Origin of the sequence: Mameliella sp. AT18 (genome assembly GCF_028807275.1) — a bacterium.
GTDB lineage: Bacteria > Pseudomonadota > Alphaproteobacteria > Rhodobacterales > Rhodobacteraceae > Antarctobacter > Antarctobacter albus.
Window position 1 is genome coordinate 1 of record NZ_JARAMO010000256.1, and the last position, 15,908, is coordinate 15,908.

Consider the following 15,908-nt stretch of genomic DNA (forward strand, 5'->3'; position numbering starts at 1 on the left):
GACGTGCTCGCGAGACGGGCAAACCGGGATGCCGGGCGCAACGCCGCGGTGAGGCCGCATGGCCGAATGCGCGACGGGCCGCAGGGCCGTTCTCGCCTGCGACACGCGAAGCCGAGCAGGGGAGGCCGTAAGGCAGTGGGCGCTTCGGGCCAATTGATGCGATAAGGGCCTGAGAGTGATACGCCCGGAAGAATGTGGACCCACCTGCAGAGGAGGCAGAGGTTGAAATATCTGATCCCGATCGCCGTTGTCCTGCTGACATCACCGGCCATCGCGCAGGTGCAGATCCGGGACGCCGACACCATCGTGGTCTCTGGAACACCTGTGCGCCTGAACGGGGTCGATGCACCCGAACTCGGAACGCGGGCGGGCCGGGACGCCAGGCGCTGGATGGTGAACTACCTCGGTGGCCGTTCGATAGAATGCGAGCTCAACGGCGAGCGGACCCATGACCGATGGGTGGGCATTTGTTACGCCGATGGCGAGGACATCGGCGCCGCGCTGATCGCGGCCGGTCACGCGCTCGACTGTCGGAGATATTCCGGAGGTCGGTATGCCCATCTGGAGACGCCGGCGGCGCGGTCGCGGATCAGGCGGGCGATCTACTGCTAGCGATACGACTGGCAGGGGGCGCTGTGTGGCGTTCCGTTGTGCCAACCTAGTCCGACAGCATTCCCGCCGCCCGCATGCTGAACGCGTTCTTCTCCCGCCCGAAACCGACAATGATGTGATCGTGGACAACGATCTCCATCACCTTGCAGGCCTCGACGATCTTTCGGGTCAGATCGATGTCCGCCTGGCTCGGCTCAGGATCGCCCGAGGGGTGGTTGTGGCACATGATGATGGCGGAGGCGTCAAGAACCAGAGCCGAGCGGAGCACCTCGCTGACATAGACCGGGACGTGATCGATGCTGCCCCGGGTCATGATCCTGTCGCGGATCAGCCTGTTCTTCCGGTCCAGCAGCAGCACCCGAAACACTTCGACCCGTTCGCGAACGGCGTTGAGCGCCAGGTAGTCGGTCAGCATGCCCCAGGACTGCAAGGCTGCGGTCGACCGGGCATGCCGGCGCAGGATTTCTCGCGCGGCGTCGATGGTGGCAATCTCGGCCTCGGAAAAGCCGGACGATGGCCGCTCGGTGATCTCTTTGGGATCTTGATGGGTCATGCCGCGTCCAATCGGCTGAGGGTTTCGCGGAGACTCGTCCCATCGGGACGCAGGGTGTGGCCGATCTCGTCTTCGAGAGCCATATAGGTGGCGAGAAGGTCCGGTCGCAGCCGTGCGGCGCATTGAAGATCGGCAAGCGAGGACATGATGCAGAAGCTGCAGGACAGCCGCGACATGCCGCGGCCATAGGCCCAATGCGGCTCCTGCCCCGCGGCGGCGTTGGTGTCGAACACCTCCCGCCGGGTCAGGCCATGGATTGGCAGCCAGTCGATCCAGGTCCGTCCCGCCACACTGTTGCGGGCGTTCAAGCTGACGACAGGACGGCTCCGGCGTGCGGCGCTTTCCTCGGCGCGCATCCCCATCGCACTGACGATCTGCCCGGCGAAGCGGGGGTTGGCCGCGAGATGGCGGCGCAGCTCGCGCTCGATCGGACCGCGCTTCTGGTCGGACGTGCATTGGCGGTATCGCGGGGATGGGAACATGCCCCGGGCCCGGACCATCTCGAAGAACGACCGGCGCGGTCGTGCGATCACCAGCGGCAGGCCGAACGTGGTCTTCCGGATATGGCTGATGGTCCCGGGCCATTCTACGTCGCCGAGAGTGGCGTGGACGATGAGCAACTGGTCACGCGGGATGCCGGCCTCGACCAGCCTGATCGTCATGGCCTGGCTGTCCTTGCCGCCGGAATGGTTGATCGCCACGAGGGCGCCGCGCTCGATCATGTCGTTGATGTCAGCCGGAATACGCATCGGAACCTCCGAACATGGCGGTCCAATTGTCCCCGGCGGGCATCTGGTCCTGGCGTTTCAGGACGGCGAGACGGTTCATCAGATCCATGATGACCGACGTGGTCGGGTGATTGGCCCGATGGCCTCTCTGCGGCCGGCCGAGGCTGGGATGTCCGTATTTGAGAAGGTGCAGCGCCGTCTCGAGCGATGGGACATGCGTCGCGCGGTCGATGAGTTCGCGCGGCAGAGCCGCCGCATGGGCGGCGTAAGCCCGGTTGCGCGCCGCACTCAGCTGGCGACTGCCGATCCGATGGGCGGCATCGACCCATTCTGAGACGTCGGACCAGGTAAGCCGCGTGCCCGGCGTGGTGTATCTATCATGTGTCATGGGAAGCCCTCGATCCTTGCCGCTCAGATCATGCCGGCGATGACGAGGCCGGATTTCATGGTGGGGCGGCCGCAGGCCTCGCAGAAGCCGGCGCGCTGGTCCGGTTCGAGATCGGCGGTGTGGTCGCGATCGGGCGCCATGCAGATCGCGGGCACGACGCTGTCGAGCGCATAGTCTTCCAGGAAGTCCGCGACCTCTGCGTAACCTTCGGTCTCGGCGAGCGTGACCAGCTTGGGATGGGTGAGATTGAACATTGCTGTCGTCCTTCTGTCGGGGTGAAACGAAAAGAGGGGAGCCGCGTCACTGCGGCTCCCCTCACGGGACCTGCCTCTTGGGGACAACAAGCGCAGGCCGGTCGGAGACAGGATCGGAACCGCCCCGTCAGGCCTGTTTTGGGAGGAGGAGCAGGCCTGCACGGGTGGGAGGCGCCCCGGTTGCCCGGGACGCCAGTTCTGTAGGGGTCGCTGCCTGTCAGCCGACCAGGGCAAGCCCCGCGTTTTCAGCGCGGTCCTGGCCGCCGCTCTCGACGAAGGGAATGATCGAGAAGGTCTGGCCGCCCCGCTGCTCCTCGTTCTGCACGGCGTTCACCCGCAGATCGCCATCGGGCGTGTTGATGAGGAGCGAGACATAGTCGTTCCCGGTGCGGTTGCTTTTCGCCATCCAGGCAGAGCCGACGCGGATCGGGTGGCCGCGCGGCGAGGAGACCTCGATCCGGTAGTCGGGGTGGGTCTCTTCGGTCTTGAACGCGTTCTCGATGAGCATGAAGTCGAGGTCGAACATCATGTTGGCGATGTAACCGGCGAAGGCGTTGTCGGCATCCATCGCGGTCAGTTCGCCCGAGATCGAGCCCGACTTCATGGTGCCGTTCGAAACCAGCGGGATGATCTCGAATTCGTGGGTCTCTGCCTCGCGTGCTTCCTTGGTCTGCACGGCGTTGACGCGGAAGGGGCCGAGGCCGACATCGATCTGCATCGAGATGTAGGGATTGCCTGTGGTATTGCCGGTCTCGTTCCAAGCCGTGCCGATGCGCACCTTGCGGCCGGACTTGTTCACCGCGGTCACATCGAAATCCGGGCTCCGCTCGGACATCTTCGTCCGGGTTTCGAGCTGGATGGCGATATCGAACCGGGTCGAATGGATCATGCCGGAATAGACGGTGGCTGCGGTCTCGGCGTTCCTGGTCAGGGTTCCTGCGAACATGGGTCTTCTCCTTGGGTTTGCCGCTGCCCGACACTTGGCCAGAGCACGCGGGATTGCTTTTCGACCCCTCATGGGATCGCAAAACCGAAAGCCTTCTCTCCTTTCTCTCCTGCCCGTCAGCCCGGCCCGGCGTCCGAGCGGGAGTCCCACGTCGCCACGTGCGCGTCCCTCCCCTGCTTTGCCGCGGCATCCTGGCGCGGCTCAGATATGAAGAAATCGGCCTCGGCCCCGTTCAGCCGTCGGCCGCTCCGATCGGTCAGACCGATGGTGCTGCCGTTCCGCACAAAGGTGATGAGGTACTGGCCGAGACCGTCCCGATGCACCCGATATCCCTCATTCGCCCAGTGGACGGATTTGCCAGCATCCACGGCGGCCCTGATCTCCGCAATGTTCATCTGGTTCTCCATTTCAGTGTTGGCGACAGAAACACGGGAGGCCCGATCCGCAGATCGGGCCTCTGCACACCCGCATTCGACTTACCAGTCGAAGACCTCGAGATAGGGGACGGGTGGGACATCCCGATCGAAGAGGACGTAGTCGCAGCCCGCATCCATCGCCAAGGCCATGACCGTCTTGAAGGCTTCGCAGCCGACGCCTTCCGGCAAGTCGGCGAGGGTTTCCGGGACGGAGAACAGCCAGCCAAATTCGTTCTGCATGACCGGCGATTTGGCGAAGCGCCCGCTGTCAATGGCCTGGGCGGTTTGCGCGGGCAGATGTGCGGTGCTGCAATCGTAGAACCTGCGAACGTTTCGCATCATGATCCCCTTGCCTTCATCCAGTCCTTGAGGCCGAGGATCGTTTTGCCGGTGGCCACCTCGCCCAGCCATTCCGTGCGCGGATCGCCGACGGGCTCTTGTGCCTGCCTGTCGATATGCCCATTAGCCATCCAGGGTTCCGGCGGAATCCGCCCGAACCAGTCGGCGAGGCTCGGGATGCGGCCCTGGCAGTCCTCCCGGACATGCTGTTCGCCGATCCAGCGGATGGGAATCTCGCGCCCCACCCCGTTGGTGAGGGAGAGCCCGAAGACACGTTCGGCCTCGAAGATGCCTTGCGTGTGATGGCGCAGAGCACGGTGGGTGAAGATGGCCAGATGCTCCTTGGAGGCATCGAACCAGTCGTGAACGGCCTGATAGTCGGATGGCGTTCCGCCGTACTTGCGGGCCGAGCTTGCGGCATGATGGAGGGGATGGGCCATGTCACAGCCCCTTATCGAAACTGTGGGAGCATTCAACGTAGCGGTCGGCATGATCGAGGGTGATGCTGTCGGCGGCGATATCCCAGGTCAGGGTGCCATAGCCGCCCTCGTTGTTCTCGAAACCCGGATGCTGGTGATAGGCGACGGCCCAGGCGAAATCCCCGACTTTTGTGACAAGGTCGTCCGGCAGCGCAATGCCCGCCGGCTGCACCGTCACGTCTTCGATATTGCCGGAATCGCCATAGCCTTCGTATTCGGCGACGATTTCAGTGATGCCAAGGGCGCGCAGTTGCGGGAGCAGCTCGCCCCTGGCGGCCTTGTTGGCGGCTTCGCGTTCGGCCTGCCATTTTGCCATCGTCTCGGCGAAGTTGATCTGGAGATCGGTCATGGGTCTCGTTCTTGTGCCTGAGTTTGGGGGAAACGCCGGGGAGTCCGGAGACCCGCCACGGCGCCGGAACGCGGACGGGCTAAACCCCTTCACGTTCCCCCGATCCGAGGCCTACTTTTCCTTTCAGGCCGCGCGATCTGCCGCCTTCTGAACCCCATCCCCTACGATCCGGGCCAGGATGGCGCCGGTATCGACGCCATCCCCGTGCGGCACGAAGACCCGCAGCTGGAAGGCGATGATCTCGGTGAAACACCCCAAGGCCTTCAGCCCGTCGATCGTGCCCCGGTCGGCACCGTCGATCTCGAGGCGCATCGCACCGGCGACCCGGCGGCGGGTGAGCGTGAGACCCCGGCCCAGATCGACCGGCGCGGTGGACCCAAGCGCCGCCGTCAGCATCTCCTGCGGGGTTGTCGGGGTGCCCACCATGAATCGGGCTCTGAGCGCGGCGGCGCCATCCTCGCTGACGGTCCGGCCGATCATGCTTGCCTGCCCCTCCGGCGTGACGCGGTAGATGCGTTCGTTGCCCGAGGGGATGTCCTTCCAGATCGGCAGCAGGAGCCCGGTCAGCAGATAGAGCTTGGTCGTGGTCACCTTCGGCAGGCTGTCGGCCTCCTCGTGCCAGAGGCGGCGAAACTCGGCAGGTTTGATCTTTTCCCAGGCAGAGTTTCCGAACTTCGTCTCCTCGACATAGGAGGACCCGCTCGGCCGCGTGACCTTGCGCATCAGCGTGACGATCTCCTCGTCATACATCTGCATCGGACGCGACGAGATCAGCGCCACGCGGCCTGACGCCCGGTTAATCATCGGCAGCTTGTCCGGGTTCCGCTCGCGCGCCTCTTCGGCGGAGAGGACATGCACAGGGTCCGTCACTTCGAGCCCGATGATGCGTGTCACGGCCCCGGAGCGCGGGCAGGTCCAGAGGTCCTCCGCCGAGACCTGTTCGATCCTCTCGCCGCGCAGGGTCTCGACGCCGACATCGAGCGTGCCCGCGGCGCGGGCGCGCTCGGTCTGATCGGCGATCCGTCCCATGAACTCGGCAAAGAGCGCGTTCTGCATGTGGATCGGCAGCGCCAGGACCCGGTTCAGGAAGCGCTGGATCGGCGGCAGCTCTTCGAGGAGCACGCCGTCCTGGTCGATCAGCCGGAGCGCGGTCCAGTCCGTGAAGCGCTCATAGCTCATGGCCGAGGCACGCCCGGCGGCGAGATCGGCATAGTAGCCTCGGAGCGCGGCCCGCGCGATCGGGCTTTCAAGATTGCCCTCCTCGCGGAACATGCCTTGCGAGCCGGTCTCCCGCTGGCCCTTGGTGAGAGCCCCCAGCTGATCGAGCCGCCGGGCGATCGTCGAGGTGAAGCGCTTCTCGCCATGCACATCCGAGGTGCAGACGCGGAAGAACGGCGCTGACACTTGAGCCGAACGATGCGTGCGGCCAAGCCCCTGGATCGCGGCATCCGCCCGCCAGCCCGGCTCCAGCAGATAGTGTCGCCGCCGCTTCTGGTTTTTCGCGGTCTGCGCGGCGTGATAGGAGCGTCCCGTCCCGCCCGCATCGGAGAAGATCAGCACATCTTTCATGCCTTGCATGAAAGCCAACGTTTCGGATGAATTGCTGCTGGCGGATCGCTTCTCGATGAAGAGCGCTCCGTCCGGCCCTTTGAGCGGGCGGACCCCTCGCCCCGTCACCTCGGCCACAGCCTCGTCGCCAAAGGCCCAGAGAATCTGATCGAGCGCCGAGGGGATCGGCGCAAGCGCCATCAATTCCATCGTCGCCGCATCGCGCAAGGCCTCGGCCTCGCGCGACACCACCAATTTGCCGTTCGCGTCGCGGAGCGGTTCGGCGACGACATTGCCGTCGATCTCCACGAGTTTCTGGGCGTAGATCGGGAAGGCCTGTTCGAGGTAGGTCAGGACATAGTCGCGGGGCGTCAAGGCTCCCTGCGTCAGCTCGTCTTCGGCGTCCATCGCTCCGAGACGCCGTTTCAGGAGGCTTTCGCCGGTGGAGACCACCTGGATGACGCAGGCAAATCCGTCCTTCAGATCCTCTTCGATGGCGCGCATGACCGTCGGCGCTTTCATCCCCAGAAGCAGGTGATTGAAGAAGCGCTGCTTGGTGCTCTCGAAGCGAGATTTGGCCGCAGCCTTGGCGGCGGAGGCGTTGGTCTGACCGGAGGCATCGTTGACCCCTGTCGCGGTCAGCGCAGCTTCCAAGTTCAAGTGGATCGTTCGAAACGCCGATGCGAATGCGTCGTAGATCTCGATCTGGGCCGGGGTCAGCGCGTGTTCGAGGACATCATATTCCACACCATCGAAGCTGAGCGCCCGCGCCGTGTAGAAACCGAGCGTTTTCAGGTCGCGGGCTACGACTTCCATCGCCGCCACCCCACCGGCCTCCATGGCGGAGACGAAACTCTCCCGGCTCGGGAACGGATATTCCGGCCCCTGGCCCCAGAGCCCGAGGCGAGAGGCGTAAGCGAGGTTGTGCACGCTGGTGGCGCCGGTCGCCGAGACATAGAAGACCCGCGCCCGGGGCGCGGCGAGCTGCAGGCGCAGCCCGGCGAGACCCTGCTGGGAGGGCTTGACCCCCCTGCCCTCGTCGGAGCCGGCGGCGTTCTGCATCGCATGGGCCTCGTCGAAGGCCAGCACGCCGTCGAACGCCTCGCCCATCCAGTCGAGAACCTGGCCAAGGCGCGTCGTCCCGCATTTGCCGGCGGACCGAAGCGTCGCGTAAGTGACGAAGAGGATACCGTCGCCCATCGGGATCGCCCGGTCGGGCTTCCATTTGGAGAGCGGCTGGATGTCGGCGGGCGAGCCACCGAGGTCGGTCCAGTCGCGGATGGCGTCTTCGATGAGCGTGGCCGATTTGGAAATCCAGACCGCCTTGCGACGGCCCGCAAGCCAGTTCACCAGGATGAGCCCGGCGCATTCCCGGCCCTTGCCGCAGCCGGTGCCATCGCCGAGGAAATATCCCAGGCGATAGGCCTGCGCCTTCGGATCGTCGTCGGCGCGGGTCATCCGGGTCTGGTCCTCGTCGATCGTGAACCGGCCCGGCAGGTCGCGCGCGTGGGCATCGTTCGCCATCAGGATCGTCTCGAGCTGTGCCTCCGAGAGATGGCCGCCCTCGATCAGGCGACCGGGCAGGCGCAGGTCCGCGGCGGCCTCGCGCGACGGTGCCGGAGGGGCGACCGAGGCCATGGCGATGCTCTCGACGAGCGGCGTGGGATGTTCCCGCGCGCCCGCGATCTCGATCCGCTGCGGGCGATAGCGGGCGTAGATGTCGGAGACCGGGGTGTTCTCGCGGGGCGTGTCGAGACTGGTGAAGGCGAACGGCACGGCGGCGTGGGGTGTCGATTTGGCGGAAGAGGTTGCAGCGACCGGGCGCTTGCGCGCAATAGGGACACCGACCCGACGCGACCCACGCCGTGCCTGCGCACTGGCCTGGACAAGCGGGGCGACCGGTCGAGACGCGGCGATATCATCGACGATTTGCCGTGCCGCCTCCAGGTCATCGACAACCGCGCGAACGATCTCGACCTCCTCCTGCACCTTGTCGAACACCATGAGCTGGGTTTCGACGGTGGTGCCAAGCTTGCGGTACACATGGCCCGGGATAGTGAGCGCAAGGCGCGGCTTTGCGATGGCCGAGGCCCGTGCCCAATGGGCCGCGTCTCGTTCCGGCGTGAAGCCCATCGGCATGATCGCCGCGAGACGTCCGCCGGGTGCCAGCCGTTTGGCAGCGCCGATCAGGTGTTTCGCTGCGATGTGCTTGTCGCGTGACCGATCCACCGAGGAGGCGAAGGGCGGATTCATCACGATGACGCCGGGAAGGTCGGGCACCGTCAGGAGATCATCAATATGTTCGGCGTCGAAGCCGGTCACCTGCGTGTCAAAGGTAGCCTCGAGAAGCGCCCGACGGAAGGGATCGATCTCGTTCAGCATCGGTTTGCCACCCGCGCAAATTGCAAAACCAGCCAGCGCGCCGGTCCCGGCCGAGGGCTCGAGGACAGTTTCGCCGGGGCGAATGGCGGCTGCGCGTATTACCAGTGCCGCAAAGGGCAGCGGCGTCGAGAACTGTTGCAGGCGAATCTGTTGCTCGGAGCGCCGGGTCTCCGTCAGGAGCCGTGAGGCGAGCAATCTGGCCGCCGCAAGCACGTCCGAACCGCTGTCCCGCATGATCGTCGTCACCGTGGCGGCCTGCATCAGGTCATAGGCCATGCGCCACGACCACGCGCCGCCGGCATCGCTACCGCCGAAGGTCTCGCGCATGATCCGAGCGAGCGATGAGCTCTTGAGCGGTTGATTCTCAATCTCGCTGCCGATCAGGCGAATGGCCTGCAGAAGGTGAGGTTTCGATGGGAAATCGCGTGCGAGTGCCGGGCTTCGGTTGTCCATATCGTCTGTCCTTTGAGTCAGGTTGTGGGTCCGACAGGACAGAAAGCCGCCTCTGCGCTTTAAAACGCGCGGAGGCGGCTCAGGGCTGAACAGATAGCGATGTTGCCGGCGGTCAGGAACCGTTCCCGGCGAAAAACTCGGCCAGAACCGGACTCGCCACACTCTTCGCCGAGCCGAGGAGCTCGGACCCGGCGAGCGAGGCTTTCGACAGACGCACGAGGCCGCCTGTCTCCTCGATGCGGTAGCAGCGACGCTTTTGCCCTCCGCGCCGGTAATGGGTGGCGGTCACGATCTGGCAGGTGCTGCCATCGCTCAGCGTGACCGGTGCGGCCAGTTTGATCTTGTCACCCTCGTCGTAGTCCGGGATCGCCGCCCAGTCGCGGCAGCGCTGACGCCAGGCATGGGCATAGCTGTCGGGATCCTTCAGTTCGGAGAGCAACGCCAGAAGGCTGAGCGGCGCGCGCGACTCCACGGGCCCGGCGCTCTCCTCCATGTCCTTGTATCCCCAGCAGCCCTCGTCATAGCGGGTCAGAAACACGGCGCCAAAGGTGATCGACCCGTCGGCATCGGTCACGTAGGTCGCATCCTCGACCGGCGCGCCGTCGACATTTGTGACTTTCGCGGCGGCGTACCAGGTCGAGCCGAGTTTGCAGGCCTTGAGCAGCACCGTCTTGCGCATATCCGTCTCGAAGGTGCAGAGCCGGGCGATTTCAGCCTTTTCGTCGGCGTAGGTATTGACCCGACGGTCGGTGTAGAAAAGCCAGCCCACTATGCCACCCTCCGGTCATCGATCTCGATCAGCGCATCGAGCGACACCCGGTAGGGCAGCATCTCGTCGAAATCCTCGCAATTGCCGCAGTTCTGCACGATCGCATGGGTGTCCGTGGCATCCCTGAGGATCACCCGGAACCTGCCGCCGAGACCGGAGGGAACATCATAGGTGCCGCCGATCAGGTAGTCGGCAGCGCGGCGCGCAAAGACCCGGATCGTATGGCCGTCGGTCGCCAGCCGGATGGTGCCATGGCCACGATCGATGAGCATCTGCACATCATCGAGAATGTCGGTGTAGAACTGGCCCGTCAGATCGCGGAAGGCTGCTTGTCGTTCGGCCATCCAGTCCGGATCGCGGAACGGGTTGATGCCTTCGGCGAAGGCGAATGACGGATCGGCGCGTTCGGTGGTGACGATCCGTGTGGTCGTACCGTCGATCCCGTTGGAACGCAGATGGACGCCATTGCCGACGATCAGGATTAGGTCAGGTTTACCGACCGGGCCATTCCAATTCGGCAGGAAGGTGGAGCAGCCGCGCGCATGCGCGATCTGCGCCGCGACGCTCGCGGCGGAAAAGCTGAGAAGTGCCATGGGATTTACCTGTGGGTTGGAGGGAGGGGTGCGACCCGCGCCGGACATGCGGTGCGGGTCGCATGTAGGGTCAGGCCGCTTCCGCGACCTCGGTTTCGTCGTCGGGCGTCGCGGCTTCGGGGGCTTCGACCGGCCCGACACCCGCCGTCTGCATCATCGGCGGGCACCAGGCTGCGACCGCCGCGCGCTGCGCATCCGTCAAGGTGGCGAAGGGTTCGGCGAAGAGCTTGTCGCAGAAGGCGACAACCTCCTTCTTGGTGGAGGAAGCCAATGTCACCGCCTCCTGTGCGAGCCCCAGTTCCTCGCCGAGGATCTTCAGAAGCCAGGCCTTCTTGAAGCGGTTGAAGAGCGCCGCGTTCGGCGTCCAGTGCACCCGGATGTCCGGCATGACCTCGACCTCGAAATCGTGCATCAAGCTGTCGCGCTGCCGGTCCCGCGCGAAGCAGGGCTGCGTCGTCGCCGCCGTGGCATAGGCCACGAGTTTGGCCTTCTCGCCCGCATCGAGCGCCCGGAACAGGGCGAACTGATCGGCGGGCGATTTCGCGTCATCCGCCCAGGAGAGCTCGAGCGCGTCATGCGCTGCGGCCACCTGTTCGAGCGACGTGCCGTCGATCTCGTCCATTTTCGCGTGGCTGCGATATTCCGGGCGCGCATCGACCTTGATCGCCTGGGTGACGCCAATGCCGTGGCCCAGCACATCGGTGACCAGCTTGAAGAGTGTGAGGTCGAGCGTGGCCTCCGGGTGCATCGCCATGGCAGCGCCAAGCGCCATCGCCCGCTCGGTCTTGAGATCCTCGGTCAGCGAGGCGGGATAGGTGATTTCGTCGCTGTCCGCGGCACCTTTCTCGCCCGGCACGGTGGACGACTTGCCGGAACTCTCCGCCTTGTCTTCGGGGCGCACCAGACCGACATGCAAAGTCACCTGCCCGTTTGACCAGGTGGCGATCACGCCGGAGCGCGCAAGATCCTCTGCGCTGTAGGCCTCCTGCAGATCCCGTGCCTCGGCCTCCAACGCATCCACCCGTTCGTACAGCGCATTGTACGCCTCATCTTCAAGGTCTTCGTTCTCCATCTCGCGCTCGAGTTTCTCGAGTTCGGCGGTAATCTCATCCAGGCGCTTCTGGCCTGCCTCGTCGGGCTCGACCGGCCCGGGATAGACCCGGCCGTAGTCCGCCATGGCGGCGTAGTCGTACTGGACCACCGCGTCGGCCCAGGCAAAGCCGATCTCGGCGCGGGCTTCTTCGGCAGCAGCGGCGAGTTTTTCGAGGAGGATCGTTTCGACCAGCGCGGAATCCTCGAGCACGGAATGCTCGTCCAGGAGATCGGCCGCGATAGCGCCTCCCCGCGCCTCGTAGTCTTTCCGCACGAAGGCCCCGATATCGTCGCTGACCTGCACGCCGCGGGACTTCAGCGCATTGCGGACGGTATAGGCCTGCAGGTAGCCGTCCTCTTTGGTGAGCGCCTCGAAGACCTCGCGCTGCACCTCCTGGCTCGGATGGTCCGCGAAGGCCTTCATCACATCAAGTGTGATCGATTTGGCCCGCGCCGCGGCGCGGATGTCGGGGTGGATGAGCCCATAGCGCAGCCGGCCTTTCACGGCAGCCACCGTGGTGCCGAAGGTCCTGGCGATGGTCTCGGGTGTCTGGCCGTCGACCTCCATCATCCGCGCGAAGGCCTCGAACTCATCGATCGCGTTCATCGGCGCTTGGGTGATGTTTTCGGCGAGCGACAGCGCGGTGGTCACGTCGCAATCGTCCGGGACCAGGCGGCAGTCGATCTTCGTGCTCTTGGTGAACCCCTTGGCGGTCTTGTCCGCGACAAGCTCCAGGAGCGCCGCATGACGGCGGCCGCCGGCGAGAACGCCGAACTTGCCATCCATCTGCTGGACCAGCAGCGGCTGCAGGAGGCCCAGAACCGCGATGCTGGCCTTCAGATGCGCGATGTTCTCGGAGACGTAGGTTTCGGGGGAGTTCGTCCGCACGTTTGCCGGATGTGCGACGAGATCGCCGATGGCGACGGAAACGGGCTTGAAGCTTCGAGTCATGAGATGTCCTTCTCTGGGTTCTGCGCCACCCGGACGTCCCGGGCGGCCTGACCGATCCCCGGATCCGGGGATCAACAGGACTAAAGGCCCGCATTCCCTTTCGAAGGGTCAGCGGGCCTGTCGATGTCATTCTTCGGGGAAGGTCCCCTACCCTACCAGTCGCGGGCCATCATGATCGTCAACACGCGCATCGTGGTCTTGGGATTGTCGGGGGTTTCGGCGCCGTAGCGGAAGTCCGTGTCAGCCTCGAACATGTCGATTTTCCAGAACACGGTCTCGCCGCGGATCGTAACCGCCCCGAAATCGTGCCAGCCCTCCGGATCGTTCTCAGGCTCGAAGGTCTCGAACGCCCCCGTCGCCTTCACGGCCTCGGCCATGAAACCGTCTCCGGCCTCCATCAAGGAGCGGGTGACATGCATGCGCCCCTGGATCGGTTGATCCGGCGCGACGCCGAGACAGGCAAGCCTGCGGAAGGCGTCGTTCTGCGCGGCGATCGCGGCGGCGTCGGGCGGGGACGGCTCGGCGGGTTCTGGATTGCTCATGGGTCTGTCCTTTCCGGATGGGGTGAAACCACCCGGCCCGAAGCCCTCTTTCCCTTTACTCTTAGACATCCCCTCACGCGGCCCGATCGGCATCCCGCGCCCTGCCCGCCTCCGACCGGGAAATCAGATAGTCACGGGCCCGCTGTGCGTCCGCCGCATGTTTGAAGATCGCATTGGTGTCCGAGCGCAGGACGCGGAGCCAGTTGTAGAGGTAGGCCGCGTTCATCTCGAGCGTATGCGCCGTGAACCCCAGTTGCTGGCCGAGGAAACACGACGTCATCTCAGCGACGATTTCTTCGCGTGCGTAAGCCGTATTTCCGAACCGGGACAGGCCATAGTTGCGGTTCAGGCGATGCGGCGCCTTGGTCGCATGAGAACATTCATGCGCCCAAACGCCGTAGAAGTTTCGCGGATCCTGAAACCGTGAGATGGGCGGCATGTAGACCTTGTCGACGGCCGGCATGTAATAGGCCTCGTCACCCGCGAACACCGTGGTGATGTCGATGGCCTCGAAGAAGGCCTGCATATGCGGGATCGGCTCCGCTCCCGGATGATCCGGCACGGGCTCGGGGTCAGGATGGAAACTGTCCGGGAGCCCTTCGATCTGACAGGCGTTGAAGACCCGGTAGGATTTCTGGAAACGGAAGACGCGGGCGTCGTCGGTCTCTCCCTCGTCGGCCGCGTCACCGCCTTCTCCTTGTTTCCGGCTCTGCCCGTAATAGACCACCAGGGAGGATTTCTCGCCTTTGCGGATCCTGGCGTCCAGAGCGTTGGCCTGTGGCATCGTCATCCAGAAGGGCGAGCCGTAGCCGGCCATCGTCGTCCGCATGGTCAGCAGGAAGTTGTTGACGCCCTGGTAGGGCTCGCCGCTCACGCGCAGAGGCCGGGAGCTACCACCCGCGGTCCAGGGCTTGCGCCACGGCAGGACGCCGCGTTCGATGATGCGGATGAGCTCGTTCGTAATCGACGCGGCGGCGTCGAATTTGGGCTTGGCTTTGGCCATGGGTGGTCTCCGAGGTCAGAAGGAGCGCACGGCAACCGTGCGCGGACCGGAGAGCATTCAAGGGAAGCTGTCTTGCGGCGGGTGGCGGGCCCCTTCCGGAACCCCGCCAGACCCCTTTCCGCATTGTCCGGATCCGTCAGGACCCAAAGCCCGCTTTAACTTTTCAGGTCACAACGACGGAGGACCTGCTGAACTCCTTCCAGCGGGGGTCTGGCAATCCCGCCGGAGACGAATCTAAGGCAGCGGCCGCGATAAGGCGGGGCCATTATCGTTACCGCTTGGTCGGGCCATCTCAGAGCACTGAACAGCCCGTGCTGAACTGGCTGAACCCCAACAATGGAGTTCAGCATGCCTCGCCTCGACCACAGAGCCTTCATCAATACCTGCCGCGACGAGCGCGGCGTCGGACACCACACTTTGCGGGCCTATACCCAGGACCTGCGCACCTTCGCGCGGTTCACCGCAGCGCACCGTCTCAGCGACCCGCTGTCGAAAGACGACATCCTCGCCTACCACCGCCATCTGCGCGACGCGTTGGGTGCCAAGCCGGCGACCATCGAGCGGCGTCTGGTGACCCTGAAGTCGTATTTCGCCTGGCGCGAAGATCGGAACAGCGCCCTGCCCTCCCCGTTCGCGGATGTCCGCATCTCTGTGAGGATCCCGCGACGCCTGCCACGTCCGATCGATCGCGACACCCTCAGAGCGGTGCTCCAAGCCGGTGACGGCCCAATCGCCCCGCGGTCGACGCCGGGCGAGCATGGTGCAACACCGGCCTCTGAGATTGCCGTCACGCTCTTGATCATCAAGCTGCTGATCGTGACCGGGCTACGGATCAGCGAGCTGACCAATGTAAAGGTCCGCGACGTCGCGCTTGACGGAAGCCAAATCCTCGTCCGGGGCAAAGGCAACAAGGAGCGGATCGTCTTTGTGCCGAACCATGAGTTACAGGAGGAAGTAAGGCGACATTCCGAGGTACGACGCAGGGAGGGCTCCGTCGCAGCACCCCTGTTTCTGAACACGGAAGGTCGCCGGCTCCGCTCGGCGACGTTCCGAAAACGGCTGCGGGCGTTGTCCAGGCGCCTCGGCATCGAGCCGCACCTGACGCCGCACCGGTTCCGGCACTCTGCGGCGACGCTGCTGATCGAGGAGGGAATCGACATCCGGATGGTCCAGGCCTTGCTCGGACACGCCAGCCTCAGGACGACGGAGATCTATGTGCGGGTTTCGAACCATGCGCTACGACGAGCGCTGGAGCGAGCGGATGTTCTGGACGTCTTGAGAAACTGAGGGCGGGAGCCCGACTTTTGCTGCGATTGCGAGTAGGTCAGTCTGTGGAAACCAAAGCAGACCTTCAATGTAGTCCGTTTCGGACTGAGTGTTTTCAAGCTCTGATGGGTCGCCACCCTCCACAGGGGAGAAATCCGGATCTGCAAAATCTGATGGAAGCGATATTCTGTTACCCAGGGTCAGAGCCAGTAAACGCCTAGGGTCAGGACCCATTGATTTGGTT

Annotated in this window: 17 protein-coding genes; 2 read left to right on the top strand and 15 right to left on the bottom strand. The window is 64.6% G+C overall.

The window, feature by feature from the left end:
* Nucleotides 1–222 precede the first annotated feature (222 nt).
* A complete protein-coding gene (locus PVW46_RS21745) occupies nucleotides 223–612 on the top strand; it encodes a thermonuclease family protein (protein ID WP_274577586.1) in 390 nt (129 codons plus the stop codon).
* A gap of 46 nt (nucleotides 613–658) precedes the next feature.
* Here PVW46_RS21745 and PVW46_RS21750 read toward each other — a convergent pair whose 3' ends face one another.
* From PVW46_RS21750 to PVW46_RS21820, 15 genes are all read right to left on the bottom strand, one after another.
* Complete coding sequence (locus tag PVW46_RS21750; protein WP_274577587.1) at nucleotides 659–1,165, bottom strand: JAB domain-containing protein; 507 nt, start codon at nucleotides 1,163–1,165, stop codon at nucleotides 659–661.
* Nucleotides 1,162–1,914, bottom strand: coding sequence for a phosphoadenosine phosphosulfate reductase domain-containing protein (locus PVW46_RS21755; RefSeq protein ID WP_274577589.1), 753 nt, complete (start codon nucleotides 1,912–1,914; stop codon nucleotides 1,162–1,164). Before PVW46_RS21755 ends, PVW46_RS21750 begins: the two co-directional genes overlap by 4 nt.
* Nucleotides 1,898–2,281 carry a hypothetical protein gene (locus PVW46_RS21760; RefSeq protein WP_274577590.1) on the bottom strand — a complete coding sequence of 128 codons (384 nt, stop codon included), beginning with the start codon at nucleotides 2,279–2,281 and terminating at the stop codon, nucleotides 1,898–1,900. Before PVW46_RS21760 ends, PVW46_RS21755 begins: the two co-directional genes overlap by 17 nt.
* A 23-nt stretch (nucleotides 2,282–2,304) precedes the next feature.
* Nucleotides 2,305–2,535, bottom strand: a complete 231-nt coding sequence (locus tag PVW46_RS21765; protein WP_274577592.1) for a hypothetical protein — start codon at nucleotides 2,533–2,535, stop codon at nucleotides 2,305–2,307.
* Between the two features lie 217 nt (nucleotides 2,536–2,752).
* Nucleotides 2,753–3,481 (bottom strand): DUF736 family protein, encoded by a 729-nt coding sequence (locus PVW46_RS21770; RefSeq protein ID WP_274577593.1) that lies wholly within the window; start codon nucleotides 3,479–3,481, stop codon nucleotides 2,753–2,755.
* Nucleotides 3,482–3,597: 116 nt separating this feature from the next.
* Nucleotides 3,598–3,876 carry a hypothetical protein gene (locus tag PVW46_RS21775; protein WP_274577595.1) on the bottom strand — a complete coding sequence of 93 codons (279 nt, stop codon included), beginning with the start codon at nucleotides 3,874–3,876 and terminating at the stop codon, nucleotides 3,598–3,600.
* A gap of 81 nt (nucleotides 3,877–3,957) precedes the next feature.
* Nucleotides 3,958–4,239 carry a DUF5983 family protein gene (locus PVW46_RS21780; protein WP_222512730.1) on the bottom strand — a complete coding sequence of 94 codons (282 nt, stop codon included), beginning with the start codon at nucleotides 4,237–4,239 and terminating at the stop codon, nucleotides 3,958–3,960.
* Complete coding sequence (locus tag PVW46_RS21785) at nucleotides 4,236–4,676, bottom strand: DUF6915 family protein (RefSeq protein ID WP_274577597.1); 441 nt, start codon at nucleotides 4,674–4,676, stop codon at nucleotides 4,236–4,238. The genes PVW46_RS21780 and PVW46_RS21785 overlap by 4 nt, the downstream gene beginning before the upstream one ends.
* A gap of 1 nt (nucleotide 4,677) precedes the next feature.
* Nucleotides 4,678–5,064, bottom strand: coding sequence for a DUF6878 family protein (locus tag PVW46_RS21790; RefSeq protein WP_274577598.1), 387 nt, complete (start codon nucleotides 5,062–5,064; stop codon nucleotides 4,678–4,680).
* Nucleotides 5,065–5,187: 123 nt separating this feature from the next.
* The gene (locus tag PVW46_RS21795; RefSeq protein WP_274577600.1) at nucleotides 5,188–9,447 is read right to left on the bottom strand and encodes a strawberry notch-like NTP hydrolase domain-containing protein; all 4,260 of its coding nucleotides are present in this window, start codon (nucleotides 9,445–9,447) and stop codon (nucleotides 5,188–5,190) included.
* 112 nt (nucleotides 9,448–9,559) lie between these two features.
* On the bottom strand, nucleotides 9,560–10,216 hold the full coding sequence (locus PVW46_RS21800; RefSeq protein WP_274577603.1) for a DUF6927 domain-containing protein: 657 nt from the start codon (nucleotides 10,214–10,216) through the stop codon (nucleotides 9,560–9,562).
* Complete coding sequence (locus PVW46_RS21805) at nucleotides 10,216–10,809, bottom strand: regulator (RefSeq protein WP_069211846.1); 594 nt, start codon at nucleotides 10,807–10,809, stop codon at nucleotides 10,216–10,218. Before PVW46_RS21805 ends, PVW46_RS21800 begins: the two co-directional genes overlap by 1 nt.
* Nucleotides 10,810–10,879: 70 nt before the next feature.
* The gene (locus PVW46_RS21810; RefSeq protein ID WP_274577606.1) at nucleotides 10,880–12,853 is read right to left on the bottom strand and encodes a ParB/RepB/Spo0J family partition protein; all 1,974 of its coding nucleotides are present in this window, start codon (nucleotides 12,851–12,853) and stop codon (nucleotides 10,880–10,882) included.
* A gap of 152 nt (nucleotides 12,854–13,005) precedes the next feature.
* Nucleotides 13,006–13,395 (bottom strand): DUF3768 domain-containing protein, encoded by a 390-nt coding sequence (locus tag PVW46_RS21815; RefSeq protein WP_274577608.1) that lies wholly within the window; start codon nucleotides 13,393–13,395, stop codon nucleotides 13,006–13,008.
* A 73-nt stretch (nucleotides 13,396–13,468) separates the two neighbouring features.
* Nucleotides 13,469–14,398 carry an ArdC family protein gene (locus tag PVW46_RS21820; RefSeq protein ID WP_069211843.1) on the bottom strand — a complete coding sequence of 310 codons (930 nt, stop codon included), beginning with the start codon at nucleotides 14,396–14,398 and terminating at the stop codon, nucleotides 13,469–13,471.
* Nucleotides 14,399–14,746: 348 nt separating this feature from the next.
* Here PVW46_RS21820 and PVW46_RS21825 point away from each other — a divergent pair, with 348 nt between their 5' ends.
* Entirely contained in the window at nucleotides 14,747–15,685 is a 939-nt protein-coding gene (locus PVW46_RS21825) for a tyrosine-type recombinase/integrase (protein ID WP_274577610.1), read from the top strand.
* Nucleotides 15,686–15,908 lie beyond the last annotated feature (223 nt).

Bases quoted from the DNA above. Each gene is read 5' to 3' on its own strand.
- PVW46_RS21815 (WP_274577608.1), bottom strand. From the start codon at position 13,395: ATGAGCAATCCAGAACCCGCCGAGCCGTCCCCGCCCGACGCCGCCGCG.
- PVW46_RS21795 (WP_274577600.1), bottom strand. From the start codon at position 9,447: ATGGACAACCGAAGCCCGGCACTCGCACGCGATTTCCCATCGAAACCT.
- PVW46_RS21760 (WP_274577590.1), bottom strand. From the start codon at position 2,281: ATGACACATGATAGATACACCACGCCGGGCACGCGGCTTACCTGGTCC.
- PVW46_RS21820 (WP_069211843.1), bottom strand. From the start codon at position 14,398: ATGGCCAAAGCCAAGCCCAAATTCGACGCCGCCGCGTCGATTACGAAC.
- PVW46_RS21775 (WP_274577595.1), bottom strand. From the start codon at position 3,876: ATGAACATTGCGGAGATCAGGGCCGCCGTGGATGCTGGCAAATCCGTC.
- PVW46_RS21785 (WP_274577597.1), bottom strand. From the start codon at position 4,676: ATGGCCCATCCCCTCCATCATGCCGCAAGCTCGGCCCGCAAGTACGGC.
- PVW46_RS21770 (WP_274577593.1), bottom strand. From the start codon at position 3,481: ATGTTCGCAGGAACCCTGACCAGGAACGCCGAGACCGCAGCCACCGTC.
- PVW46_RS21810 (WP_274577606.1), bottom strand. From the start codon at position 12,853: ATGACTCGAAGCTTCAAGCCCGTTTCCGTCGCCATCGGCGATCTCGTC.
- PVW46_RS21825 (WP_274577610.1), top strand. From the start codon at position 14,747: ATGCCTCGCCTCGACCACAGAGCCTTCATCAATACCTGCCGCGACGAG.
- PVW46_RS21805 (WP_069211846.1), bottom strand. From the start codon at position 10,809: ATGGCACTTCTCAGCTTTTCCGCCGCGAGCGTCGCGGCGCAGATCGCG.
- PVW46_RS21755 (WP_274577589.1), bottom strand. From the start codon at position 1,914: ATGCGTATTCCGGCTGACATCAACGACATGATCGAGCGCGGCGCCCTC.
- PVW46_RS21765 (WP_274577592.1), bottom strand. From the start codon at position 2,535: ATGTTCAATCTCACCCATCCCAAGCTGGTCACGCTCGCCGAGACCGAA.
- PVW46_RS21790 (WP_274577598.1), bottom strand. From the start codon at position 5,064: ATGACCGATCTCCAGATCAACTTCGCCGAGACGATGGCAAAATGGCAG.
- PVW46_RS21780 (WP_222512730.1), bottom strand. From the start codon at position 4,239: ATGATGCGAAACGTTCGCAGGTTCTACGATTGCAGCACCGCACATCTG.
- PVW46_RS21750 (WP_274577587.1), bottom strand. From the start codon at position 1,165: ATGACCCATCAAGATCCCAAAGAGATCACCGAGCGGCCATCGTCCGGC.